General features: G+C 75.8%; 18 protein-coding genes. 6 read left to right on the top strand and 12 right to left on the bottom strand.

Features of this window, described 5'->3' with window-relative positions; all coding sequences use genetic code 11:
* Positions 1 to 10: 10 nt before the first annotated feature.
* Positions 11 to 1,294: a metabolite traffic protein EboE gene (gene eboE, locus JOE63_RS18825; protein WP_204543020.1), complete on the top strand. Its 1,284-nt coding sequence runs from the start codon at positions 11 to 13 to the stop codon at positions 1,292 to 1,294.
* Positions 1,291 to 2,709, top strand: a complete 1,419-nt coding sequence (locus JOE63_RS18820) for an alkaline phosphatase family protein (RefSeq protein ID WP_087469898.1) — start codon at positions 1,291 to 1,293, stop codon at positions 2,707 to 2,709. Before eboE ends, JOE63_RS18820 begins: the two co-directional genes overlap by 4 nt.
* Before the next feature lie 19 nt (positions 2,710 to 2,728).
* Here the strand turns inward: JOE63_RS18820 and JOE63_RS18815 are convergent, their stop codons facing one another.
* The 3 genes from JOE63_RS18815 to JOE63_RS18805 all read right to left on the bottom strand — a co-directional run bounded on the left by JOE63_RS18815 (position 2,729) and on the right by JOE63_RS18805 (position 8,459).
* Positions 2,729 to 3,964: an alpha/beta hydrolase family protein gene (locus JOE63_RS18815; RefSeq protein WP_087469897.1), complete on the bottom strand. Its 1,236-nt coding sequence runs from the start codon at positions 3,962 to 3,964 to the stop codon at positions 2,729 to 2,731.
* Positions 3,965 to 4,060: 96 nt separating this feature from the next.
* Positions 4,061 to 4,750 (bottom strand): DUF4241 domain-containing protein, encoded by a 690-nt coding sequence (locus JOE63_RS18810; protein WP_087469896.1) that lies wholly within the window; start codon positions 4,748 to 4,750, stop codon positions 4,061 to 4,063.
* Between the two features lie 106 nt (positions 4,751 to 4,856).
* Positions 4,857 to 8,459 (bottom strand): S8 family peptidase, encoded by a 3,603-nt coding sequence (locus JOE63_RS18805; RefSeq protein WP_204543018.1) that lies wholly within the window; start codon positions 8,457 to 8,459, stop codon positions 4,857 to 4,859.
* 309 nt (positions 8,460 to 8,768) lie between these two features.
* On the opposite strand from JOE63_RS18805, the gene JOE63_RS18800 reads away from it, so the two are divergent.
* Positions 8,769 to 9,497 (top strand): hypothetical protein, encoded by a 729-nt coding sequence (locus JOE63_RS18800; protein WP_204543016.1) that lies wholly within the window; start codon positions 8,769 to 8,771, stop codon positions 9,495 to 9,497.
* A 4-nt stretch (positions 9,498 to 9,501) separates the two neighbouring features.
* On the opposite strand, the gene JOE63_RS21195 is transcribed toward JOE63_RS18800, so the two are convergent.
* The 7 genes from JOE63_RS21195 to pnuC form a co-directional block, all read right to left on the bottom strand.
* Positions 9,502 to 11,037: an AMP-dependent synthetase gene (locus JOE63_RS21195; protein ID WP_239576759.1), complete on the bottom strand. Its 1,536-nt coding sequence runs from the start codon at positions 11,035 to 11,037 to the stop codon at positions 9,502 to 9,504.
* A 22-nt stretch (positions 11,038 to 11,059) separates the two neighbouring features.
* Positions 11,060 to 11,671 carry a hypothetical protein gene (locus tag JOE63_RS18790; RefSeq protein WP_204543014.1) on the bottom strand — a complete coding sequence of 204 codons (612 nt, stop codon included), beginning with the start codon at positions 11,669 to 11,671 and terminating at the stop codon, positions 11,060 to 11,062.
* Positions 11,661 to 13,649 carry a hypothetical protein gene (locus JOE63_RS18785; RefSeq protein WP_204543013.1) on the bottom strand — a complete coding sequence of 663 codons (1,989 nt, stop codon included), beginning with the start codon at positions 13,647 to 13,649 and terminating at the stop codon, positions 11,661 to 11,663. The genes JOE63_RS18790 and JOE63_RS18785 overlap by 11 nt, the downstream gene beginning before the upstream one ends.
* Entirely contained in the window at positions 13,646 to 14,905 is a 1,260-nt protein-coding gene (locus JOE63_RS18780) for a hypothetical protein (protein ID WP_204543011.1), read from the bottom strand. Before JOE63_RS18780 ends, JOE63_RS18785 begins: the two co-directional genes overlap by 4 nt.
* Positions 14,902 to 16,509: an AAA family ATPase gene (locus JOE63_RS18775; RefSeq protein WP_087469889.1), complete on the bottom strand. Its 1,608-nt coding sequence runs from the start codon at positions 16,507 to 16,509 to the stop codon at positions 14,902 to 14,904. Before JOE63_RS18775 ends, JOE63_RS18780 begins: the two co-directional genes overlap by 4 nt.
* Positions 16,510 to 16,591: 82 nt before the next feature.
* On the bottom strand, positions 16,592 to 17,719 hold the full coding sequence (locus JOE63_RS18770) for an AAA family ATPase (protein WP_087469888.1): 1,128 nt from the start codon (positions 17,717 to 17,719) through the stop codon (positions 16,592 to 16,594).
* Positions 17,716 to 18,357 carry a nicotinamide riboside transporter PnuC gene (gene pnuC, locus JOE63_RS18765; protein ID WP_204543009.1) on the bottom strand — a complete coding sequence of 214 codons (642 nt, stop codon included), beginning with the start codon at positions 18,355 to 18,357 and terminating at the stop codon, positions 17,716 to 17,718. The genes JOE63_RS18770 and pnuC overlap by 4 nt, the downstream gene beginning before the upstream one ends.
* A 235-nt stretch (positions 18,358 to 18,592) precedes the next feature.
* Between pnuC and JOE63_RS18760 the strand changes: the two genes are divergently transcribed.
* Positions 18,593 to 19,036: an OsmC family peroxiredoxin gene (locus JOE63_RS18760; RefSeq protein ID WP_087469886.1), complete on the top strand. Its 444-nt coding sequence runs from the start codon at positions 18,593 to 18,595 to the stop codon at positions 19,034 to 19,036.
* 109 nt (positions 19,037 to 19,145) lie between these two features.
* Here JOE63_RS18760 and JOE63_RS18755 read toward each other — a convergent pair whose 3' ends face one another.
* Both JOE63_RS18755 and JOE63_RS18750 read right to left on the bottom strand, forming a co-directional pair.
* A complete protein-coding gene (locus JOE63_RS18755) occupies positions 19,146 to 20,180 on the bottom strand; it encodes an NAD-dependent epimerase/dehydratase family protein (RefSeq protein WP_204543007.1) in 1,035 nt (344 codons plus the stop codon).
* Positions 20,181 to 20,243: 63 nt separating this feature from the next.
* Entirely contained in the window at positions 20,244 to 20,951 is a 708-nt protein-coding gene (locus tag JOE63_RS18750; protein WP_087469885.1) for a TetR/AcrR family transcriptional regulator, read from the bottom strand.
* Between the two features lie 115 nt (positions 20,952 to 21,066).
* Here JOE63_RS18750 and JOE63_RS18745 point away from each other — a divergent pair, with 115 nt between their 5' ends.
* Complete coding sequence (locus JOE63_RS18745) at positions 21,067 to 21,906, top strand: hypothetical protein (protein WP_204543005.1); 840 nt, start codon at positions 21,067 to 21,069, stop codon at positions 21,904 to 21,906.
* The gene (locus JOE63_RS18740) at positions 21,903 to 24,005 is read left to right on the top strand and encodes a YhgE/Pip domain-containing protein (protein ID WP_204543003.1); all 2,103 of its coding nucleotides are present in this window, start codon (positions 21,903 to 21,905) and stop codon (positions 24,003 to 24,005) included. The genes JOE63_RS18745 and JOE63_RS18740 overlap by 4 nt, the downstream gene beginning before the upstream one ends.
* The last annotated feature ends 176 nt before the right edge of the window (positions 24,006 to 24,181 follow it).

Genomic DNA, 24,181 nt, shown 5'->3' with positions numbered 1-24,181 from the left:
GGGCACCACCATGCTGTTGTCGTACTGCACCAACGTCCACCCCGCCGAGGACCTCGACGGGGTCGTCGAGCAGCTCGTGACCTACGCGGGCCCCGTCCGCGCGGCCGCGGGGCTCGACGTTCTCGGGGTCGGGCTCTGGATGCCCGCGACGCTCGCGCACCGGCTCGCCGTGTCGCCGGCGGACCGCGCGTGGCTGCGCGCGGTCCTCGACGAGCAGGGCCTGCAGGTCCACACGCTCAACGCGTTCCCGTACGGCGGGTTCCACGCGGACGTCGTCAAGCTCGACGTGTACACGCCGACGTGGGCGCAGCCCGAGCGGCTCGCGTACACGCTCGAGTGCGCCGAGGTGCTGGCCGACCTCCTGCCCGACGACTCCGACACACTTGCCGGATCGATCTCGACCCTCCCGCTCGCGTGGCGCGAGCCGTGGTCGGACGCCGACGACGAGGCCGCCACCCGCGCGTTCGTCGCCCTGGGCGCGGGGTTGCGCGACCTGCGCGAGCGGACGGGGAAGGTCGTGCGCGTCGCGGTCGAGCCGGAGCCCGGCTGCGTGCTCGACACGGTGGACGACGTCGTGGCCTGGCTCGCGGCGCGCACCGGGTCCGGGGTCCCCGAGGAGGGCCGCATCGACCCCGAGCACGTGGGGGTGTGCCTCGACACGTGCCACCTCGCGGTGTCCTTCGCGGACCGCCGCGCGGGGACGGCGGCCACGGTGCGCCGCATCACGGACGCCGGGCTGCGCGTCGTCAAAGTGCAGGCGTCGGCCGCGCTCCACGTCGACGACCCGTCCGACCCGGCCGCGCGCGCCGCCGTCGGCGCGTTCGCCGAGAAGCGCTACATCCACCAGGTGCGCGAGCTCACGGCGGCGGGCGACGTCCTCGCCGCCGACGACCTGCCCGACGCCCTGGACGACGGGCCTGCGCCCGGGCCGGGGGACGCCGTCGGGCACGCGCTGCCGGGGGAGGGGCCGTGGCGCGTGCACTTCCACGTGCCGCTGCACCACGAGCCCGCCGCCCCGCTCGCCGCGACGACCGACGTCCTGCGCGACGCCGTCGAAGCGGTGCGGGCGGCCCCGCACGGCGACGAGGCCCACCTCGACGTCGAGACGTACACGTGGTCGGTGCTCCCGGAGGGAGCGGCCACGGCCTCGCTCGTCGCCGGCATCGCGGCCGAGCTCCGCTGGGCCACCACCCACCTCACCGCCGAGCACGAGGTTGCTCCCGGAAAGACGCCGATGACGACAGCGACCCCGGGCTCGACCGCGAGCAACCACATCATCAGGAGGACCGCATGAAGCCCGTGCTGCTGCTCGACGTCGTCGGGCTCACCTCGACCGCGCTCGCGCACATGCCGCGCCTGCGCCAGCTCGCCGAGAGCGGCTGGCAGTCCGAGCTCGCGACGGTCCTGCCCGCGGTGACCTGCAGCGTGCAGGCCACGATGACGACGGGGCTCAGCCCGTCGCAGCACGGGATCGTCGGGAACGGCTGGTACTTCCGCGAGCTCGGCGACGTGTACCTGTGGCGTCAGCACGCGCGCCTCGTCGAGGGCGAGAAGCTGTGGGAGGCCGCGCGCCGCGCCCGCCGCGAGTACTCGTCGGCGAACGTGTGCTGGTGGTACGCGATGGGCATGACGACGGACGTCACCGTCACGCCGCGGCCGATCTACCACGCCGACGGGCGCAAGTCCCCGGACGCGTACGTGCGCCCGGCGGCGCTGCACGACGACCTCGTCGGCCGGTTCGGCGAGTTCCCGCTGTTCACCTACTGGGGCCCGACGGCGGACATCTCGTCCTCGCGGTGGATCGTCGACGCGACGCGGCACGTGCTGCGCACGCACGCCCCGGACCTCACGATGGCGTACGTCCCGCACCTCGACTACGACCTCCAGCGGTTCGGGCCGACGTCCCCGCAGGCCGACGCCGCCGCGGCCGAGCTCGACGCGACCCTCGCCCCGCTGCTCGACGACGCCGCGAACCAGGGCGTGACCGTCCTCGTGGTCTCGGAGTACGGCATCGCGGACGCCGACACGCCCGTGCACCTCAACCGCATCCTGCGCCGCGAGGGCCTGCTCGAGGTCTACGTGCAGGACGGCAAGGAGCAGCTCGACCCGTGGGCGTCGCGCGCGTTCGCCGTCGCGGACCACCAGGTCGCGCACGTCTACCTGGGCGACCAGCACGACCTCGCGCTGCAGCGGCGCGTCGCCGACCTGCTGCGCGGCGTCCCGGGCGTCGACGAGGTGCTCGACCGCGAGGCGCAGGCCCGGTACGGGCTCGACCACGAGCGCTCCGGCGACCTCGTCGTCGTCGCGGAGCCGGGGGCCTGGTTCACGTACTACTTCTGGCTCGACGACGCGCGCGCGCCGGAGTACGCGCGCGGCGTCGACATCCACCGCAAGCCCGGCTACGACCCCGCCGAGCTGTTCTTCGACCCGGCGGACAAGCTGGCGAAGGCGAAGGCCGGCCTCAACCTCGTGAAGAAGAAGGTGGGCCTGCGCTACGCCATGAGCACCGTCCCCCTCGACGCGTCGTACGTGAAGGGCTCGCACGGCCGGCTGCCCGACTCCGCGGCCGACACCCCGCTCGTGCTGTGCTCCGACGCCGAGGTGCCGGCGTCGGTCGCGGGGATCGTGGAGAGCGGGTCGGGCCAGGTCCCGGCCGCCGCGATCAAGGGCCTGGTGCTCGAGCTCCAGGGCCTCGGCGTCCGGGTCTGACCACGGAGGAGCTCGGGTCCTACCGGGCGAGCCGCTCGTCGAGCCAGTCGAACATGCGCTGCTCGGTGAGGGCGCGGGCCAGGGGCTGGCAGTGCCCGCTCGCGCCCTCGCCGTCGCTGAACGTGACGACCGTGGCGCCCGGCACGATCGCGGCCAGGCGCTCCGACTGGCCCGGCCAGAACTGCTCGTCCTCGGGGCTCGTGACCAGCAGCGGCGTCGTGACCTGCCCGGCGACGTCCGTGGCGTCGTACCGGCGCACCTCGCGCAGCGTCGCCGCGTACCCGTCGACGCCGTACGGCCGCGCGCGGAAGCGCCACGTCCGCGCGGTGCCCTTCGAGAAGCGCATCCCCAGCTCCATGTCGCGGTCGAACGCGTGGTCGTCGCCCTTGTCGAGCAGCTTGAGCAGGCTCGTGGGCACCTCGCGCTCCCACGACGTCGCGACGTCCACCACCCCCGGGTCGACGACCGCGGCGGCCGGCCGGTGCTCGAACGCGAGCGCGCGCGTGACCCAGTAGCCGGCCTGGCTGATCCCGTAGACGGCGACCCGCTCGGGATCGACGTCGGGCCGTGCCACCACGGTGTCCAGGACGGGCGTGAGGACGGCCTCGAAGTCGGGGCGGAACGGGACGCCGTGCTCGAAGAGCACGGACTGCTGGCCGGGGCCGTCGAACACGAGCGCGTGGTACCCGCGGCGCAGAGCGCCCGACACGCACGCCGACCACAGCGACGTCAGCGAGCCGTCCGAGCCGTTCACGGCGACGACGACGGGTCGTGGCGCCGTGCCCGAGCCCCCGTCACCCGCGGCGCGGAAGAAGTACCCCGGGAGCTCGGTGCCCTCGTAGTCGATCGCCACCCGCTCGACGTCCAGGTCGACGAGGTCGACCCAGCGGTCCCACGCGGCCCGGTGCTTGCGGAACGTCGGCACGAGCGGGGACTCGTCCTCGAGCCCCGCGACCGCGTTCACCGCGACGGCGTAGTAGGCCGACGCGCGCAGGTACGCCGAGGCGGCGCTCACGGGGTGCCCGGCCACGGCGGACGACTCGCCCACGGCGGCCAGCCGGTCGCCCAGCGCGTCCCAGGCGCGGAACCACGCGCGGTGGTCCTTCCCCACGTCGGCGACGGCCGCGAGGACCTCGCCCACGTCGGCGGCGCCGGAGAACGCACCGCCGAGGGTCGTGCGGATCTCGTAGTCCCAGCCGGCGTCCTGGGAGAAGCGTCCGGCGAGCTCGCTCGTGCGCGTGCCGTGTCTGGGCATGGTGGCCCTGCCTTCGTGGGACGGTCCGGGAACGTCACCAGGTTAGGAGCGTCCCGCCCGGGGCGCGCGCGGGCGGGCGCCGGGACGAGGCTCCGGTCAGTCGTCGTCCTCGTCCGGGAGCGCGACGAGGAGGTCGAGGTGCAGGCCCAGCACCGTGCCGTCGGCCGCGACGGTCCGCACGAGCGGGTAGAAGCCGTCGCCCCAGCCCGAGTGCGAGAGCACGACGTTCTCGCCGTCCTGCGCGCCCGGGAGCAGGATGTTCGCCGACCCCTCGCGCAGGTGGTCGGGGGAGTCCGTGAGCGCGAACCAGCTCGTGTCCGTGCCGTCGTCGAACACCTCGTCGTACCAGTCGCCCTGCGGCATGAGCCGCGCGACGGCGTCGGCGTCCGCGAACGCGACGGTCCCGGCGTCGACGGGCACGCCGAACGCGGCGCCGGCCTCGGGCGGCCCGTCGGCGCCCTCGGGCACGACCGGCTCGACGGCCGCCACCTCGCCCTCGGCGAGCACGACGCTCAGGTACGCCTCGCGCAGGTGGGAGCCGTCCTGCTCGTCGGAGACGTCGGCGACGGTGACGCGCACGGGGTAGCGGCCCGGCTCGACGCGCACGACGAGACCCTCGCCGAGCAGCGTGAACGGGTCGGACGCCTCGAGCCGGCCGCTCGGCAGGACGAGCTCGCCCAGGTCGTGCACCGTGAGGCGCAGGCCGGGGCCTCCGGCAGGACCCGTCCCTGCGGCGGGGCCGGGGCGCAGGGCGAAGAACGTGTCAGGGGTGGGGAAGTCGCTCACGCCGCGAGCGTAGCCGCCGCCGTCGGCTCGGGCCCGCTCCGGCCCCTGACGCGGCGAGGGCCGCCACCCGGACGGGTGACGGCCCTCGCGCGGTGCGGTGAGCGGCTCAGGAGCAGCTCAGCGCCTCGTAGTCGGCGTCGTAGGTCGTCGTGACCTCCTCGCCGCCGACCTCGGCGGTGAGGGTCGCGGTGACGGAGCCGGCGTCGAACGACGCCGCGCGCGACGAGAACGACTGGTAGGCGTTCTTGCCGTCCTTGACGTTCGGGAACGTCTTCTCCCCGTACGGCGTGGTGACCACGACGTCGGCCGTCGCGCCCGACTCGTTGAGCACGCGGACCGCCACGTGCGCCTTGCCGCCGAGGCAGCGCGCCTCGGCCGTGACCGTCGCGTCGACAACGGCGGACGTCGAGACGTCCACGGTCTGCCAGCGCTTGGTCGGCGTCGCGTTGTGCAGGTGCAGCAGCAGGAGCTTGCCGCTGCCCGCCTCGACCGCCGACTCCGAGCGGTGCACCGGGATCGACGTGTCGTCCGCCCCGACGTACAGGAGCTGGTCGCCGCCGTCGAACCAGTAGGCCGGGTCGTACGGGTCGCCCGTGAACGTCTCGGTCGCGTCGACGAGCTGGTCGGCGGCCTGCGAGTAGGGCGAGTACGTGAGGACCTGGAAGGTCGGCACGTCGCCCTCCTCGATGCCGAGCGACCCGATGCCCACCGGGATCACGACGACGTTGTTGTCGAACACCGAGGTGTCGACGTTCCCCCACACGGAGTTGATCGGCTGGAGGTCGACGTTGGCGCCCGCCTTGTACTTCTTCCCGTCCGGCGCTGTCCAGTCCTTGAGCGTGAACGTGGCCGCGAGGGTCAGGTCCGTCTCGCTGTTGTACTTGATCGCCGCGACCTCGAAGTCGGCCGTGCCGTCGGAGTCGACGTCCACCTCGACCGCCGGGATCGAGACCGAGCCGAGGCTCGCCCACTGCCCGTCGACCGCGACGCCGATGCCGATGACGCCGTCCGCCGGGTCACCGCCGTCCGCGGCGACCTGCGGGGCGGTCGACGTGAAGCCGACCGCGCGCACGTCGGCCGCCGCGATAGCGGAGGCCGAGGCACCGACCGCCGCGTCCGCCTCGAGGCGCGGGCTCGTCGTCTTGAGCTCGAACGGTGCGACGACCGAGAACCAGCCGCCGGACGCCACGCCCCGGCCGTCGAGGTCGAGGTCGGCGGTGGTGGCCGTGCCCGGGAAGGCGACGGCCTGGCCCGACAGGTCGCTCACGAGCTTCGGCGACGCCTGGACGGGGACCCGCAGCGCGGCGGTGCCGTCCGTCGGGGTCAGGACGACGCGACCGCTGACCGACGACACGAAGTCGCGCGGCACGCCGAGCCCGGAGTCGGCGGACGACGTCGGGTCGAGCTCCTTGGCGAGCGTCGCGGGGTCCGCGGTGAGCGTCACGGTGACGACCGTGCGCTGCCCCGCGGGGACGGTGACCGACGCCGGGGCGACGGACACGGTCGCGCCGCCCGCGGTGCTCGACTGCGCGAAGCTCGTCGCGTACGTCTTCGGGGTGTCGCCCGTGTTCTGCACGGTCACGGTCTTGCGCACCGTCACGGTGTCCTGGCCGACCGGCACGACGCCGAACGCCACGGACACCTGGTCGGAGTCCTGCGAGGCGTAGGCCAGCGTCGTGTTCTCGACGGCGTCGACGGCGTCGACGCGGCCGGAGCCCACCCGCTCGGGACCGTAGGCGGTGCCCGTGCCCGACGGCCCGGTGAAGACGTCGTGCGTCGCGGTGTTCATGACGGACGCCTTGACCTCGGCCGGCGCCCAGCCCGGGTGGGCCTCCTTGACGAGCGCGGCGATGCCGGCGACGTGCGGGGTGGCCATCGAGGTGCCGGACTTGATGCTCGCGCCGTCCAGGTGACCGGACGCGACGGAGGCGATCCCCGTGCCGGGGGCCGCGACGTCGGGCTTGGCGATGCCGAGCGAGCCGTGCACGCCGCGCGACGACCCGCTGTTGAGCGTGTCGCCGATCTCCGGGATGGAGACGAACGACGACAGCGCGAACGACGGGCCGACGGTCATCGTGACCTCGCCGGCCTCGATCGCCGGGCGCAGCGCGTCGTGGCTCGGGCCGGTGAGCTGGGCGCCGGGGATGCCCGCGTTGCCCGCGATGCCGGCGACGAACGACGAGAGCTCGGAGGACAGCAGCACGCCGACCGCACCCGCGGCCTGCGCGTTGTTGAACCGCGCGGCGCTGCCGCACGCGCGCGTCGCGTCGTTGTCGTCCCAGTACAGGAACGCGATCTTGCCCGCGACGGCCGCCGCCTGCTCGGGCGTGAACGCCGCACAGCCGGTGAAGTCGCCCGCGACGAACGCGACCGGGGCGGTCACGTCGGCGCCGCCCGCGTAGTCCTGGGAGTTCTGGGCGGGGTACTCGCCCGCGAGCGCCGCGGGGGCGTCGACCCGCACCGCGTCGAACGTCTGGGTGTCGCCGACCGAGTTCGCCACCGTGAGGGCGGTGCGCGCGTTGCCGGGCGAGCCGCCGACGTCGGTCACGTCGCCCGCGTTGCCCGACGCGATGACGGACAGCGTGCCCAGGCGCGAGAGCTGGTCGATGAAGAGGTTCTCGGGGTCGTCCGCGGGCGAGCCGTCGGAGCCGAGGGAGAGGTTGACGATGTCGAGACGGTCGGACAGGTCGCCGTCGCCGTTCGGGTCGGCCGCCCACTCGAGCGCGTCGACGACGACGCCCGTCGAGCCGCCGAGGTCGCCGAACACCTTGAGCGCGTACAGGCCCGCCTCGGGCGCGGAGCCCGGACCGACCTGCCAGTCGGAGATGTCGGTGAGGGTGGAGTAGTCGCCGTCGAACGTCTCGCCGTCCGCGGTGACGCCGTACGCCGCCGTCGTGCCGGCCACGTGGGAACCGTGCCCGGAGCCGACCGAGTCGAGCGAGTCGATGGGGTTCTCGTCGGGCGTCGGCACGAGCGTCGTGCCGGGGACCGTGCCGCTCGCGTCGTAGTCGTAGCCCGCGAAGTCGTGCCCGCCGAGGAACTTCAGCTCGTCGAACGTGCCGTCGGGGACCGGGCCGGTGCCGCGGTCGCCGTACGCCTCGTCGAACGCCTCCTGCGTGCCGGGGCCGCCGAACGCCTTGTGCGTGTAGTCGAGCCCTGTGTCGATGATGCCGATGCGCACGCCCTCGCCGGTGAGGCCGGTGCTCTGCCACGTCTCGAGCGCCCGCGTGAACACGTCCGTGCCCTTGTTCGCCGGCTTCTTGGGGATGATCCGGTAGACCGTGACGACGGAGGCGTCGCGCGCGAGGTCGCGCACGCGGGCCGCGTCACCCGTGACGACGACGCCCGCGACGAGCGTGCTCGTGACCGACACCTGCTGCGGGTTCCGCGCGCCCGCGCTGCGGGCGGTCGCCTGCTGCGGGACGACGTCGTCCGCGAGCTGGGCGACCTCCTGCGCGTTGGCCTCGACCTCCTGGGGGCTCGCGCCCTGCGCGGCGAGGTCGACGGCCGACGGCGCGTCGAGCTCGACGAACGCCGTGACGGTGCCGCTCGCCTTCGCGAGGGACGGGGCGACCTTGTCGGTCGGGGCGAGGGACGCGCCCGACTGCACGCCGAGGGAGTCCCCGGGGTCGGGCGGCGGGTCCGCGACAGCAGGGGCTGCGGCCGCGGCGACGACGGCGAGGCTCGCGGCGGCGGCGGTCAGCGACACAGGTAGAGAACGGTGCTTCATCGACACTCATCTCCCCGGCAGGGCCGGTTCGGCGAAGGGTTCGTGGATGGGTCCTTCCCAGCGGTCTCGCCCGGGTGGGACGGAGGCCACCCGAGCACGGTAACCAACGAGTGCCTGACCTGCCCAGCGGCAGGTGCTGGTACGGCCCTCGAGCCGGAGACAACGGGGCCGGCACGCTCTACGATGCGGGCGGGGTCACAGGACGTGGCCGTCCTGTGGGAGTCCCCTTCCCGCGGCAGGTCCACGGGGTGCGAACCCGGGGGCGTGGCCCACGCAGAAGGAGAAACCATGACCAGATCCTCGCTCCGCGTCCTGTCCGCCGCGCTCGTCGCCGGACTCGCCCTCAGCGCCGCCGCGGCGACGCCCGCCCTCGCGTCGGAGCCGGACCTGCGGGTCGTGACCTGGGACCGTGGCACCGACCCCGCCGCGGACGCGCAGGTCTCGACCGGCGAGAGCTGTGCGGTCGAGGCGCAGCCTCTCCTGCCCGGCCAGGACCCCGACACGCTCCCGCCCGCGCCCGAGGTGTGCTTCGGCTCGCTCGAGGAGGCGCTCGAGTTCGTCTCGGGCGGCGACGTCGCCCCGTCCCGGCTCGCCGACGCGACGGCGGCGGAGGTGGAGGGCGTGGTCTCGGAGCTCAACGCGTCGGCGTCGTCGGCCTCGGCCGGGCAGCGCCTCGCCGGGACGGAGCGCGTGACCGCCGCCGCCGCCGCCAGCTCGCTCGTCCTGGGCGTGCTGTGGCGGGACGCCAACTACAAGGGCGCGTCGAAGGTGCTCTACGGCTCCGGCACCAACGGCTGCTACGGCGGCTCGACCTACGGCTTCCCGAACCTCGCGAACCTGCTCATGAACAACGTCGTCACGTCCGCCACGACCTACGCGGGCTGCTGGGTGACCCTGTACGACGCGTACAGCTACGCGGGGGCGAAGAAGAACTGCACACCGCACTGCGCGACGCTGGGCACGTTCGACAACAAGGCCTCCTCGGTCGTCTACCGTCCGGTCGGGCAGCTCGGCTGAGGCGTCACGCGGCCCCGCCGGGCACGTCGCTCGACCAGCGGCGGGCCCGGCCGGCCCCGAGCCGGGCCGGGCTCACCTCGCGCACGGTGACGCGACGTCCCACCAGGTGCCCGACGGCGTCCCCCGCGGCGCGCGCGGCCTGCGACCCGGCGTCGCCCGGGGCGTCCGGGACGACGTCGAGCACGACGTTCCCGTCGGCCGCCTGGTGGAGCTGCCACGCGGCCATGCCGTGGGCCTGGAGGTGCTGGGCGGCGTCGACCGACGGCACCCACGCGCCGTCGGGCCGCAGGTAGCGCACGGGCGACCGTCCCTCCAGGTCGTGCAGCTCGACCCGCGCGTCGCGCCGCACGATCCGCGCGCGGTCGCCGGTGCGGTAGCGCAGCAGCGGCAGGTACGGGTTCTCGTCGACCGTGACGACGACCTCGCCGAGGTCGCCGTCGGGGACGGGCGCGCCGTCGTCGTCGAGGGCCTCGACCCAGACGCGTCGGCCCGCGACGACGACGAACGGCCCCGCGTCGGTGCGGGCCGCGACCGCGCCCGTCTCGCGCAGCCCGTAGAGGTCGACGACGGGGACGTCCCACGTGGCGCGCAGGCGCGCGCGAGCGACGTCGGACAGGTGCGCGGCCCCGCTGACGAGCGCGACCGGGTGCAGCGCGAGGCCCTGCTCCTCCACGAGCCGGGCGAGCGCGAGGAGCGGCAGCGGCGAGCTCGACACCACCTGCGGGTCCTGCGCCGCGAGGAACGCCGCGCGGTCGCCGGGGTCCCTCCAGGCGCCGGGGTCGAGGTTGACGCGCGCCATGCTCGGGGCGGCGACTCCCGGTCCGCGGCGGAACCCGGTCATCGCCGACGCGTACGTGAACGCCTCGCGCTGGTCCACGAGGTTCATCAGGCCCAGGCGGCCGGGGGCGGGCTCCCAGGTCGCGCCGGCGCCTGCTGCCGAATCGGTGACGAGGTGCTGCAGGAGCACGAGGTCCGCCGCGACGGCCACGGGGTGCAGCGGCACGCGGACCGCCGCGCCCGTGCTGCCGGAGCTGGTGCCCTCGAGCACGCGCCCCAGCGGCACGTCCACCGGCACGAACGACGCCACGTCGTGCCGCAGGTCGTCGCGCGTGACGGGCCGGACCGCGGTGAGCGGCGACCCGGCCCGGCTCTCCCCGCGGTCGCGCGCCCGGCGGTACCGCGGCACGACGGCGTGCGCCCGGTCGACGAGGGCGCCCACCCACGCGGGCGGGGCGCCGGGCGCGTCCGCGATGCCGGAGGGCACGGCCGGTTCCTCGACGCGGGTGCCGGCACGGGTGTCCGCGCGGCCCGCGGCGAGGCGTGCCGCGACGTCGTCCAGCACGGGGAGGTCGTCGGGGCGCAGCCGGTCGCCCGTGACGTGGACCCAGGCGGGCGCGGCGGGGTGGTTCCGCACCGCGTCGAGCGCGGCGCGGCCGGCGTCGTCGAGCGTGGGCCAGCGCTCGGCGTCGGTGAGCGCGACCGCGGAGCCCGGGGCGTACTCGTCGAGCGTGAGGTCGAGGGCGTCGTCGGGTGTCGTCATGGAGTCCTCGTCAGGAGCTTCGCTAGTAGTTTGCGTACTGCGCCGCGGCTTCCTTGGCGCGCTTCTCCGCGAGCTCGCGCGCGAGCTGCTCGGCCCGCCGTGCCTCCTGCGCCATCTCGCGCGCGATCCGGCGCTGCTCCGCCGTGCTCACCGCCGCCCACCGGTCCTGGGCCACCTCGGGGGTCTCGCCCGCGGGCCGCAGCCCGAGCTCGCGGAGCACGGCGCGGGCCAGCTCCTCGCGCGCCGCCTGCGCGTGCAGCCACTCGTCCGGCGTCCGCAGCAGCGCGAGCGCGGGGACGGTCTGCTCGACGACCCGGACGAGCGCGCCCGGCGTCGCGGCGGCCCGGGACGCGGGCGCGGCGAGCAGGTGCTCGTCGCGCAGGAGCCAGCAGACCGTCCCGGCGAGCGCCGCGTACGGGGCGTGCGTGCACAGCGCCTCGACGGCGGCACGCTGCGGACCGCGCAGCACGCCGACCGCGCCGGACCCGGCGAGCAGGTCCGCGGTGTCGCCGACGAGCGCGGCGGCCGCGACCACGGGGTGGTCCAGCACGTCCGGGGGCGTGTCGGCCAGGCGGTGCACGACGTCGGCGAGCGCGGGGCCCTCGACCGTCGGGCGGGCGAGGTCATCGGTCACGGCGGGCTCCTTCCGGTCGGCTGCTCCCTGGCGTGCTCCTCGACGGTGTGCTCGCCGGGGCGCCGGTCGAGGCGCCCCACAGCTCGCGCGCGAAGGCGTGGGCGAACGCGACGAGGTCGTCCTGGGTCTGCACGGCGTGGACCCGGTAGCCCACCGCGTAGTCCCGCACCGTCTCGGCACCCTTCGCCGAGACGTCCAGCACGAGCGTGCCCCCGCCCCCGGCGGCCGCGACGGCGCGCGCCGCGGCGCCCTCGTGGGGCGCCACGAGCTCGGTGTCGGGGCGCGCGCCCCACCGGATCCGGACGACGTCGTCGAACATCGACACGACGCCGTCGTCGGAGATGACCGCGACGTGGCACGGGCGCGTGCGCGTCGGCGGGGCGCCGGTGGCCGGGTCGCCGAGGTGCGTGCGCTCCAGGAGCGGGACGGGGAACGACGTCGAGCCGCCGAAGTGCGCGACGACCGCGTCGAGCACGCGGTCCTCGTCGCGCACGAACCCGTCCGTGCCCGCGACCTGCCGCGGCCCGCTCCACGTCGTCGCCTGCACGCGCGCCCCGGCGCGCAGGGCCGAGAGCGCGAGCACGGCCCCGGCGAGCGCGATCGGCGCGACGCGGCGCGTCGGGTCGGGCGTCGAGCCGGACGAGTCGAGGTAGAGGTCGAGGTCGACGGGGACGCGGTCGGGCTCGTCGCCCGTGTCCTCGTCGACCGACCGGCGCACGGTCGTGAACCCGGGCACGACGACGGGGGAGCGCAGCAGCGTCCCCGTCCAGTCCACCTCGCCCAGCTCGTCGCCCACGTCCCACTGCTCGTGCGCGCCGAGCAGCGGCTCTGTGGCGCGCACGTGCTCGCGCACGGGGAACGGGACGAGCAGGGGCGCGGCGTGCTCGCGGTACCAGCGCCGGGCCGACGCCGCGGCGTCCGTCGTGAGCCCGAGCAGCCGGAGCGTCGCGTCGTAGTCCGCCGGCGCGAGGGCCTGACCGCTCGCGTCGTGGGCGCCCGCGCCGTCCGTCCCGGGCGCGTGCGGCGCGGCGTCCGTCACGGGATCGTCGGCCGCGCCCAGCCCGAGGTCCCCGACCACGCGCGGGTCGAGCGCGGGGTGGCGCACCGGCTCGACGGCGCGCGGGTCGGTCGCGAGCCCGCCGGGCACCGCCCCGGCCACCTCGTCCTGACCGCACACCACCTGGGGCAGCGTGGACCGCCGCCGCTGCAGGTGCCGCCGGCGGACCTCGCGGTCGCCGCGCCCGGGCCGGGCCTGGCGGCGGGGGTCCTGCGCGGTGGCCAGCGTCCCCGCCTCGGTCGCGAGCAGCGTGCGCAGCAGCGCGGCGAACCCCGCGGCGCCGCCGACGGGGTCGTCGGCGTAGGCGCGCACGAGGCGCGCCACGAGCGTCGCCTCGCGCTCGGCCACCGGGACGTCGGACGCGGTGAGGTCGCCGCGCGGCAGGCCCCAGAGGATCTCGTCCGCGCGCAGCACGGTCTGCATGACCACGCTCGTCCCCGGCCCGAGCGCGCGCCACAGCCCGGCGAGGTCGATCCCGGCGCGGCGCTGCAGCCGGTCGTTGACGAGCAGGTCGCTCCACAGGTTCGCGGTGAGCGGCGCGAGCTGGTCCTGGTCCACGAGCCCGGCGCGCGTGCGCGCGACGAGGAGCGCGCTCGTCGTGAGGTCGCCGGGGGAGAGCACGTGGTGCCCCACCTCGTGCGCGAGGACCGCGACCGCGTGGTCCTCGATCCCCAGCTCCACGACCTCGGCGAGGTTCACGTGCACGCTCACGCGCGTCGTCGAGAACCACGCGAACGACCCGACCCCCTCCGGGACCGTGGCGGGGCCGTGCAGCGTCGGGGCGCCGAGGCGCGTGAACCGCCCCCAGGCCGCGAGCGCCTCGGGCCACGCGGCCTGCCACCGCTGGCGCAGCGCCCCGAGGTCGGCGCGAGGCCGCTCGTCGGGCAGTGCCCCGACGGGTTCCGGCGTCGGCGCGCTCACCGGGGCCACCGCACGAGGAGGACGTCGTAGGAGCCCGTCCGGCTCAGCAGGGCGAGCCGGCCCGACGGCGTCTCGGCCACCGCGGCGCCGCTGACGTCCGTCAGGGCGACGTCGGGGGCCGGGTCGGCCGCGCGTCGGCCGGCGGGACCGTGGTCCGACCCGTGCAGGCTCTGGTCGTCGACGTCGGTCCCCGGCGGGGTGACCGTGCCGGTGGCGTGGTCACCCGCACCCGGGGCGCGCGCGACGAACGCGCCGTGGACGTCGGCGACGAGCGTCCACTCGACCGTCTCGTCGCCGACGGCGGCGGCGCCCACGGCGGTGTCCACCGCGGTCGGCGGGCCGTCGCCGGCGGAGAGCAGCACCCAGCGCAGGCCGGGGCGGCGCGCGTCGGCGCCGACGACGAGCGCGGGCGACAGCCACGGCCCGCCGAATCCGCGGAAGCCTCCGAAGCGCCCCAGGACCTCGGCGGGCCCGGGAGCGCCCGGCAGCCGGACCCACCGCGTCCCGGCGGGCTCGACGCCCTGGCCGACGGCGGGCCACCACCACGGGTCCGCGGCGTGGCGGTCGAGCACGGCCCGCAGGTCCGCGGCGTCGGCTCTCCCATCCGCCCCGGACCCGGGGAGCGACAGCGCGGCCCGCGCGACCTGCTCCGGGAGCGACCGCGCGGCGTCGAGCGCCGCGTCCCGGTAGCGCACGAGCCCGCTGCGCCACGCCGCGACGAGCACCGCGCCCCGGACCAGGTCCGCCGCGGAGGGTCCCGGGCCGACGCTCGCCGGGCTGCGGCCCCCCGCGGCGGCGGCGTCGACCACGCGCGCCGCCCACGCCGTCACGTCCCCGCGCGCACCCGGACCGCCCCCGACGGCCCGTGCGGCGTCGACGACCGCCGCGACCGTGACCGCAGGGGCGAGGGCGAGCCACGGCGCGAGCCGCGGGACGACGTCGAGGAGCGCGCGCCGCTCCGGTGCGCCGGGACGCCAGCGACGCGCGGCGGCGAGCCGCGCGAGCGCGTCGACGAGCGCGTCGCACGTCGCCGCGAACGCGTCGGCACCGAGCTGCCGGGCGAGCGGGTCCGCGGCCGCGGCCACCTCCCGCACCGCGTCGGCCAGGCCGTCGCGGTCCGCGCCGTGCGCGAGGGCCCGCGCGAGGACGGCGTCGTACCGCTCCCGTTCGGCGAGCGCGCGGGCGGCGAAGGGCGAAGGAGCCGCGGGGGCCGCGTCCCCGGCCGACGGCGACCGCACGCCGTCGGGCAGCGTCACGCGCCGCTCCAGCGCAGCCAGGTGAGGTAGTTCGTGTACCGCTGGTGGGCGTACTTGAGCGCGAGCGCGTCCTCGTACACGTGGCCGTGCAGCTTGGCGTGCTGCTCCCACGACGCGAGCACGTGCTCGATCCGGGCGAGCCGGCGCAGCACCTCCGCCTCGGGCAGCCCCTCGAACCCCGCCGCGACGTCCGCGAGGACCGCCCCCACGTCGTCCTGGTCGTCGAGGCCCGCGGCGTCGTACTGCCGGCACGCCGTGTCGAAGAGGTCGCGGATCCACGACACGCGGTCCGAGCGCAGGGGCTCGCGCTCGCGGTCGTCGAACGGGGCCGACTGCAGGTCCGGGAGCAGCTTGTCGTGCAGGACGAACGGGAGCACGGCGCGCAGGTCGGCGAGCTCCACCTCGGCGTCCCCGCGGAAGTACGCCATCGCCTTCGCGTACGCGACGAGCGACTGCAGGGCGCGCACCGACAGGCCGTTGAGCGTCTGCGCGCCCACGTCGCCCAGGCGGTCGCGGCCCGTGTCCGCCGTCGCCACGAGGTGCGGGTCGACGCCCGCGACGCGCGCCGTGTCCTTCGTCCGGTACTCGAACTGCCACCCCGCGCGCTCCAGCACCTCGAGCTGGCTCGCGAAGAACTCGAGGCGTCGGCGCACCGGCTCCGGGAACGGGACGGCGAGGATCGCGGCGTGCAGCGCGTCGTGCTCGGCGGCGTCGAACACGATCTCCGGGGGCACGTTCTCCTCCGGCCGCACGCGCCGCTCCGCCCGGGCCACGAGGTCGCCCAGGAAGCGGTTGTTGAACGGCAGCGCGTGCACGACGACGTCGATGCGGTCCCGCAGCGCGTCCACGACCTGGTACGTGCCGCCGCCCGCGTCGTCGTTCGCCGTGAGGTACCAGGCGGCGTCGCCCGTCTCGTACACCTGGTCGTAGACCTCGACGTACCCGTCCGCGAGCACGGTGAGCAGCGCCGACTGCGTGCGTGTCGGGATGCGGTTGTACTCGTCGACGATCTTCACGCGCATGCCCAGCCACGACCGCCACGCGACGTCCACGTCCGCGAGGCTGTCCGCCTGCACCAGGTCCTTGGGCAGCGGCGTGCCGAACAGGTCCGACACGGTGAGCTGCGGGTGCCCGTGCTGCATCGCGCGGCGCACGTCGCGCACGGGGTAGCCCGCCAGGACGCCCATGAGGACGGCGCTCGCGGTCTTCCCGCGCCCCGGGCCGCCGATCATGAGGCACCGCCCCCGCACGGCGAACGTCAGGAGCGGCAGCAGCACGAAGCTCGAGTACGACTGGTCGCTCGGCAGCGTGAGCAGCGCCTTCGAGTCGCCGAGCCGGAAGCTCGTCTCCCGCGCGCCGGGCGCCGCGAACTCGACGTCGTAGTGCGGGCTGATGATCGCGTGGTTGACGACCCAGAAGTACGCCTGGCGCAGCTTCTCGTCGAGCGGCAGCCCGCCCCGGGCCGCGCCGTCGTCGGAGCCGGCTCCGGTGACGGGCGTGCCGAACAGGTCGTCGACGCCCAGGGCGAACGGGTCGCGCCCGTCGGCCCGCCCCGCGGGCTGCGGCCGGGTCGGCGCGGAGGACACGTGCTCGAGATCGGTCACGGGCCGATCCTGCCACCGTCGTGCGCGGGTCGTGGGGACGTACGTGCCAGGTCCGCGGGGCTCGCCGGAGCGGGCCCGGGGATCAGAAGGCGTCGGTGCCGGCCTGGGGGAGCGGGTCGGCGACGTGGCGCGGGGTGGCGAGCAGCGGCCCGACGGCGGCCAGGGCCTGGGCGAGCCGGCTCGCCCGGTCGCCGCGCACCTCGAACCACGGGACGCCCGGGTGGGCGCCGTCCGGCGTCGGCAGCTCGGCGGGGCCGAGGTGCCGCACGACGTCGGCCGGGTCGTCGAGGCGCGGGCCGGTCGCGGCGAGGACCTCGCGGAACCGGTCCTGCATCGCGTGGCGCACGTGCTCGCCGTCGCGCAGGCCGTCCTGGACGAACGGGATCTCGTCGCCGGTCAGGACGTAGAGGTCGGGGCGCCGGGCGGCGGCGAGCGACTCGACGGTGGGGGAGCGGTGGCCCACGTAGCGCTCGTGCCACAGCGTCGTGGCGAGCACGTCGGTGTCGCACACGACGAGCGGGACGGGCGACACCGCGGCGGCGGCGTCCTCGCGCCGGGCCTGCTCGCGCGCGACGAGGTCGAACTCGGCGGTGTGCCACGGCGCGGCGAGGCCGCCGGGCCGGACCTCGGACCACTCGCGCCCGAACTCCAGCACGGGGTCGAGCCCGAGGTGGGCGGCGAGGTCGGTCGCGAGCGTCGTCGAGCCCGTGGACTCGGCACCGAGGACGACGACGCGCCGCACGTACCAGGAGCGGACCGGCGCGGGCAGCGCCCACCAGTGCGCCGCGGGGTCGGCGCGGACGGCGGACCCGGACACGGGCAGGTGGCGGCGGTCCGGGTCCACCTGGACCCACGTCGCGTCGAACCGCCGGGCGAGCTCGACGCCGTACCGGTCGGAGGTGAGCACCGCGTCGACCGGCGGGTCGTCGGGGTCGAGGAGGGAGCGCATGACCTTGACGTGCTCGTCCCACGCGTGCGGGTCGGCGTAGTCGACGGGAGCGTCGTCGAGCCCGTGCACCACGCGGGCGCCGGGCACCTCGGCGCGCAGCCACGCCGCCCGGGTCTCGGCGGGGATCGACTCGCTCGTCGAGGCGAGCACCTGGACGGTGACGCGCTCGCAGCGCGCGAGCGCGGAGCGGACCAGGTGCACGTGGCCCGCGTGCGGCGGGTAGAACTTGCCGATGACGAGGCCGTGGGCGAGCCGCGTCACCGGGCCGGCTCCGCGTCGTCGGGCACGGGGGCCGGGCCGACGGCTCGCGGGTCCGCCGTGCCCGCGGCCGCCTCGGCGCCGGGGTCGCGCCGGGCCGCCGACCACTCGCGCAGGCCCTGCACGCACAGCGCGACGAACCCGACGTAGAGCGCGGCGGTGAGCCACAGGCCCTGGCTCGCGTACAGCCCGACGAGCACGACGTCCGTGGCGATCCACACCCACCAGTTGCCGATCCACTTGCGCCCGAGCATCGTCTGCGCGAGCAGGCTCGACGACGTCGTCAGCGCGTCCCAGAACGGCACCGCGGAGTCGGTCCAGGTCGTGAGGACGGCGACGAGCGCGGCCGTCGTCGCCGTGGCGGCCACGAGCCCGACCACCCACGCCGCGCGCGGCGTGCGGTGCACGACGAGCCGTCCCCGGTCGGTGCCGCCGCGCAGCCACCAGTACCAGCCGAGCGCGCCGAGCACGAGGTACACGACCTGCAGGCCCGCGTTCGCGTACAGGCCTGCGCCCGTGAACAGCACGAGGAACACGACGTTGTTGGCCAGCCCGACGGGGAACGTCCACACGTTCTGCCGCACCGCGAGCCACACGCACGCGGCCCCCGTGACGAACCCCAGGATCTCCTCGACGCTCACGGGCGCACACTCTACGGGCGCGGCGGCGAGAGCCCGGGCGACGCTCGTGCGAGCGCACCGTGACTTCAGCGCCTGCGGTCGAGATCGGCGACTGCGACCGCTGATCTCGACCGCGACCGCCGATCTCGCGGCACTGTGACGTGCACCGCGCTCGGGGGCAGACGGGCCGTCGGGGCGTTACGGTCGGGACGAGCCCGGTCCCTCCCGGGCACCCCGATGTCGAAGGAGATCTCGCATGCCCACGCGTATCGCTCGTACCGCCTGGAACGGTGGACTGCAGGACGGTCAGGGCCAGGTCGAGCTGTCGAGCTCGAAGGTCGGCACGTACGACGTCTCGTTCCCGCGTCGCGCCGCGGACGACGCGGGCGGCGTCACGAGCCCCGAGGAGCTCATCGCCGCCGCCCACTCGTCGTGCTACGCCATGCAGTTCTCGGCCGTGCTCGCCGAGGCCGGCGCGACGCCCGTCTCGCTCGAGGTGACGGCCGAGGTCACGCTCGCGCCGGACCCCGCGGGCGGCTTCCAGATCCCGACGATCGCGCTCACGGTCCGGGGCGAGGTCGAGGGCATCGACGCGGCCGGGTTCCAGCAGGCGGCCGAGACGGCCAAGGCGACGTGCCCCGTGTCGAAGGCGCTCGCGGGCGTCCCGACGATCACGCTGGACGCGGCTCTCGAGAGCTGACGCGCGCACGATCGCGCCGAGCACGACGTGAGGGTCGTTGTCCGTGGGACAGCGACCCTCACGTCGTGCTCGGTGGAGTCCGGGTGCGGTCGACCGACGCCGCGGCGGGTCAGCGGGGCAGGAGCGGGGGCGACGACGTCCCGGCGCCCGCACGGACGCCGTCGACCAGCTCCGCCAGGGTGTCCTTCGCGCCGTGCGCGGGCGTCCAGCGCAGCAGCTCGTGCGCGAGCCGCGTGTCGAGGACCGGGACCCGCATCGTGAGGTCGAGCCAGTCTGCGCCGACCGGCACGAGGCGTGCTGCGCGGCCCAGGACGACCGCCGTCCGCACCGACCCGTAGGGCACCTGCTCCAGGTGGCCGTCGGCGACGACGTCCGCGACGTCCTGGGGCCCGAGCACCGTGGGGTGGGCGACGTTGAACGGCCCCGGGTGACGTCCCACGACGATCCAGGCGTAGGCCTCGGCGAGGTCGTCGGCGTGGACCACCTGGAACCGCAGGCCCTCGGGGACGCGGACGGACGCCAGCGGGCTCCGTCGCAGCGCGCGCGTGGCGAGGGGCCCGAGCAGGTCCCGGGCGATCTGGGACGCGGCGTCGCGCTGGAGGACGAGGGGTGACCGCACGCGCGAGACGACGATCCCGCCGGTGCGGTCGACGCCGTCGAGCAGGGCCTCGACGGCGGCCTTGTCCTCTGCGTGCGGCGCGCCGGAGGCACCCCGGACCGGCCAGCCCTCGGAGACGGGGGCGTCCCGCGCGTCGCCCGCGTAGGGGGCGGGGGAGTAGGCCGCGACCGAGGACGCGACGACGAGGTGGGCGACGCCGGCCTGCCGCGCGGCCGTGACGACGGCGCGCGCGCCCTCGACGTTCGCCCGGCGGCGTCCGTGGCCGCCCCGGTCCGCCCACGCGAGGTGGACGACGACGTCGGCCCCGGCGAACGCGGTGCCGAGCCGCTCGGCGGCGTCCGTCGCGGCGACGTCGGCGTAGCGCCACGTCGCGGTGTCGTGGGGGAACCGCACGGTGCTCGACCCGTCGGCGCGCGGCACGTGGCGCGCGACCGCGACGACGGACGTCACGACGGGCTCGACCGCGAGCCGGCGCAGCAGCGCGGTGCCGACGTTCCCGCTCGCCCCGACGACCACCACGCGCATGCGCTTCCTCCCGACCTCGTCCGTGCCGCCCTGTGTGCGTGTCTGGCGGGCGCTCTCCCGACGCTAGCCCGCCGGGGACGAGTTCGCCCGGGCGATGGCGAGGACGGCGCCGCGCGCGGGCTCGGGGAGCTCCGGCACGAGGACGACCGCGCTCGCGAGGACGAGCCGCTCGATCTCCGTGCGGGACAGCTCGCTCCCGCCGAGCCACGCCGCCGTGACGTTCTCGACGAGCGCGACCCAGCCCGCGGCGATCAGCCGGAGGCGCGGCGACGTGAGCGGCGCGCCGGACGTCGCGGAGACCGTAGAGGTCAGCCGGGCGACGAGGCCTTCCCGGACGCGTGCGAGAGCCTCCTGCGTCGCGTCGTCCTCGGCGAGCGCGCCGCGCCAGAGGTCCTGCCAGACGAGGCGCCGGGCCTCGACCGCGTCGAGGAACGACGCGACGGCGAGCGCCGGACGCTCTCCGAGGGGACGATCGTCCGGTGCGACGGTCGCCGCCTCGAGCCCCGCCACGGCCTCGAGCGCGACGGCCCGGCGCAGTCCCGCCGTGGACCCGAAGTAGTGGAAGACGAGCGCCTTGGACGCTCCCGACCGCGCGGCGACGACCGCAGGGGTGAGGGAGTCCAGGCCGTGCTCGTCGGCCTGCCGTGCGGCGGCGTCGAGCAGCTCGCGACGGCGGTCGGCGGGCTCACGCCGGCGGCGCGGGCCGTGCGGGGGGCTCGTGGCGTCGGCGAGAGCCGGGGGGTCGGCGGAGGGCGCGGGCGTGCGGGGCATGACCTCCGTTGTACGCCGTTGTTGACCGCGAGTCAACAAGAGGCGTAGCGTTGTTGACCGTGAGTCAACGGCGTCCTCGGGGAGGACCGGGGACCCACGAGAAGGAAGAGCCGGGATGCAGATCACGCTGACGGACGTCCGCGTCGACGGGCGGCGCGAGCCGATGCTCGAGCCGATGGACCTCGTCTGGTCCACGGGCGAGTGCGTGCTCGTCGCGGGCGAGCCCGGCCACGGGCACACCGCCCTCGCCCTCGTCGCCACGGGCCGGTTCGACCCCTCCGGGGGCGAGGTCCGGCTCCTGCCCGCGAGCACGCCGTCACGACGGTCCGGACGGGTCGCGCGCGGCGCCGCCGCCACCCTGCGCGACGTGACCGCCGTCGTCGACGTCCCCGGCATCAGCGAGCCCGACGACGCGCTCACCGTGTCCGACGTCGTCGCCGAGGGCCTCGCGCTCGCCGGACGACGGTCGCTGCCGTCGGACGTCACCCGCTGGCTCGCCGACCACTCGCTCACCACCGACCGCGCGCGGCGCCTCGACCAGGTCCCCGGGGTCGTGCGCACCGCGCTGCTCGCGGCGCTCGCGGCCGAGGACCCCGACGTCCGCTTCCTCGTGCTCACCCTCCCGGACCGTCACGGGGGCGAGCCGTCGGGCTGGTGGGAGGTCGCGCAGTCCCTCGCCGCCGCGGGCTACGGCGTGCTCGTGCAGTGCACGCGCGCCTCGGCCCGCGACCTCGGCGTCGACCTGCCCCCGGCCCGCGGCGCCTCGATCCACGAGCCGCCCGTCGTCGTCCTGCGGACCCGCCCCACCCCACCGCCCGCCTCCGACCCGGACCCGATCGAGCCTCCGGACGTCGCCGGACCCGGGGTCGCTCCCCAGGCTGGCGAAGATCTGAGGAACGATCCCGGGTTCGACGAGCGTGCCGACACCCAGCGCGACCCCGAGGAGGGCCGATGACCGCGATCCGTCTCGGGCTGTCCGAGCTGCGCCGCCTCGCCGCGGGCACGCTGCCGCGCCTCGCCATCCTGGCGATGGCGCTCATCCCCACCCTCTACGCCGGCCTGTACCTCTTCGCCAACCACGACCCGTACGACAAGCTCGACGAGATCCCCGCCGCGCTCGTCGTCCTCGACGAGGGCACCACGACGACGGACGCCCAGACCGGGACGACGACCGAGCGCCACTTCGGCCGCGACGTCGCCGACCAGCTCCTCGACGACGGCGGGTTCGGCTGGGTCGAGACGAGCCAGGTGGACGCCGAGTACGGCGTGCGGTCCGGGCGCTACGACGCCGCGCTCGTCATCGGCCCGACGTTCTCCGCCGACCTCGCGTCGGCGGGCGAGTTCGCACCCCAGCAGGCGAGCCTGACGCTCATCACGAACGACGCGAACAACTACCTCGCGCGCACCATCGCGGACCAGATCGTCGGCAAGGTGCGCGACTCGATCGCCGAGCAGGTGGGCACCGAGGCGGCGGACACGTTCCTGCGCGGCTTCGCGTCCATCCACACCAACCTCGCCGACGCCGTGGACGGCGCGGACCAGCTCCTCGACGGCGCGACGCAGCTCCGCGACGGCCTCGTCACCGCGGACGACGGCGCGCACACCCTCGCCGACGGCGCGGGCCGGGCCGCCGACGGCGCCGAGCGGCTCGACGCGAGCACCGGGACGCTCGCGGACGCCGTCGGGCAGCTCGACGACGGCGCCGAGTCCCTGGCCTCCGGGCTCGGGACGCTCCGGGGCGCGACGTCGTCGCTGCCCGACCAGACGCGCCAGCTCGCCGACGGCGCCGCGCAGGTCGCCGACGGGAACGCGCAGGTGGCGCAGTACGGGCAGCAGGCCGCCGACGCGGCGGGCCAGGTGCTGCCCGCGCTCGACACGGCCCGCGGCGACGTCGACGCCCGGCTCGACCAGCTCGTCGCCGACGGCGTCCTCGACCAGGCGACCGCCGACCAGGTGCGGTCGCAGGTCGCGCCGGTGCTCGACCAGCAGCGCGAGCAGGTTCAGGGCGCCGTCGACCAGGTGACGGCCGCGTCCGGGAAGCTCGACCAGCTCGCCGACGGCTCACGCCAGGTGTCCGACGGCGCGGCCCGCCTCGCCGCCGCGACGCCGCAGCTGACGGCGGGCATCGCGAGCGCCGCCGACGGCGCCGACCGCCTCGCCGACGGCACCGGGCAGCTTGCCGCCGCGACCCCGCAGCTCGTCGACGGCGTCTCCCGGCTCGCCGACGGGACGCGCCAGGTGTCCGACGGCGCGACCTCGCTCGCGGACGGCACGTCGCAGCTCCGCGACGGGTCCGGCGAGCTCGTCGACGGCGTCACCCAGCTCCGCGACGGGCTCGCCGAAGGGCTCGGCCAGGTGCCGGACCTCGACGAGCAGACGCGCCAGGACACCGCCGAGACCATCGGCAACCCGGTGTCCGTGAAGAACGAGGCGCTGTCGTCCGCCGGCACCTACGGGGGCGGCCTCGCGCCCTTCTTCCTGTCGCTCGCGACCTGGATCGGCGCCTACGTGCTCTTCCTGCTCGTGCGCCCGCTGTCCTCGCGGGCGCTCGCCGCGGGCCGTTCCGGCCTGGCCACCGCTCTGGGCGGGTGGCTCACCCCGGCCGCGATCGGCGTCGTGCAGGTCGCGGCGATGTTCACCGTGACCAAGTTCGCGCTCGACATCGACCCCGTGCACGGCGTCGGGACCGCGCTGTTCCTCGTGCTCGTGTCCGCCACGTTCGTCGCGATCCTCCAGGCGCTCAACGTCTGGCTCGGCGCGGCCGGGCAGTTCCTCGGGCTCGTGCTCATGCTCGTCCAGCTCGTCACGGCGGGCGGCACGTTCCCGTGGCAGACGATCCCCGAGCCGCTGCGCTCGATGCACCAGTTCCTGCCCATGACGTACGCCGTCGAGGGCCTGCGCCAGCTCCTGTACGGCGGCAACATGGCGACCGTCACGCGCGACGTCACCGTCCTCCTCGTCGTCCTGGTCGGCGCCCTCGCCGTCACGACCCTCGCGGCCCGCAAGCAGCGCGTCTGGACCATCAAGAAGCTCCAACCGGAGCTCGTCCTCTGACGCCGAGGTAGATCCCTGGTCGGCCGAGGTGAAGCCCTGGTCATGCCCGACGGCGTGTGGTCGCCCTGGGTGGTCGGGGTGGGTGGTGGTGCCGCGTCTACCATCCGCCGCTCGTTCCTCGCGGCTCCCGCCAGGCCCGCCACGACGCGGCACCACCACCCGCCCCGACCCGGCTT

This window comes from Cellulosimicrobium cellulans, from assembly GCF_016907755.1.
In the GTDB taxonomy this organism is placed as follows: domain Bacteria; phylum Actinomycetota; class Actinomycetes; order Actinomycetales; family Cellulomonadaceae; genus Cellulosimicrobium; species Cellulosimicrobium cellulans_D.
Note: the sequence above shows the minus strand (reverse complement) of the source record. Positions and strands in the feature narration are given on the sequence as shown.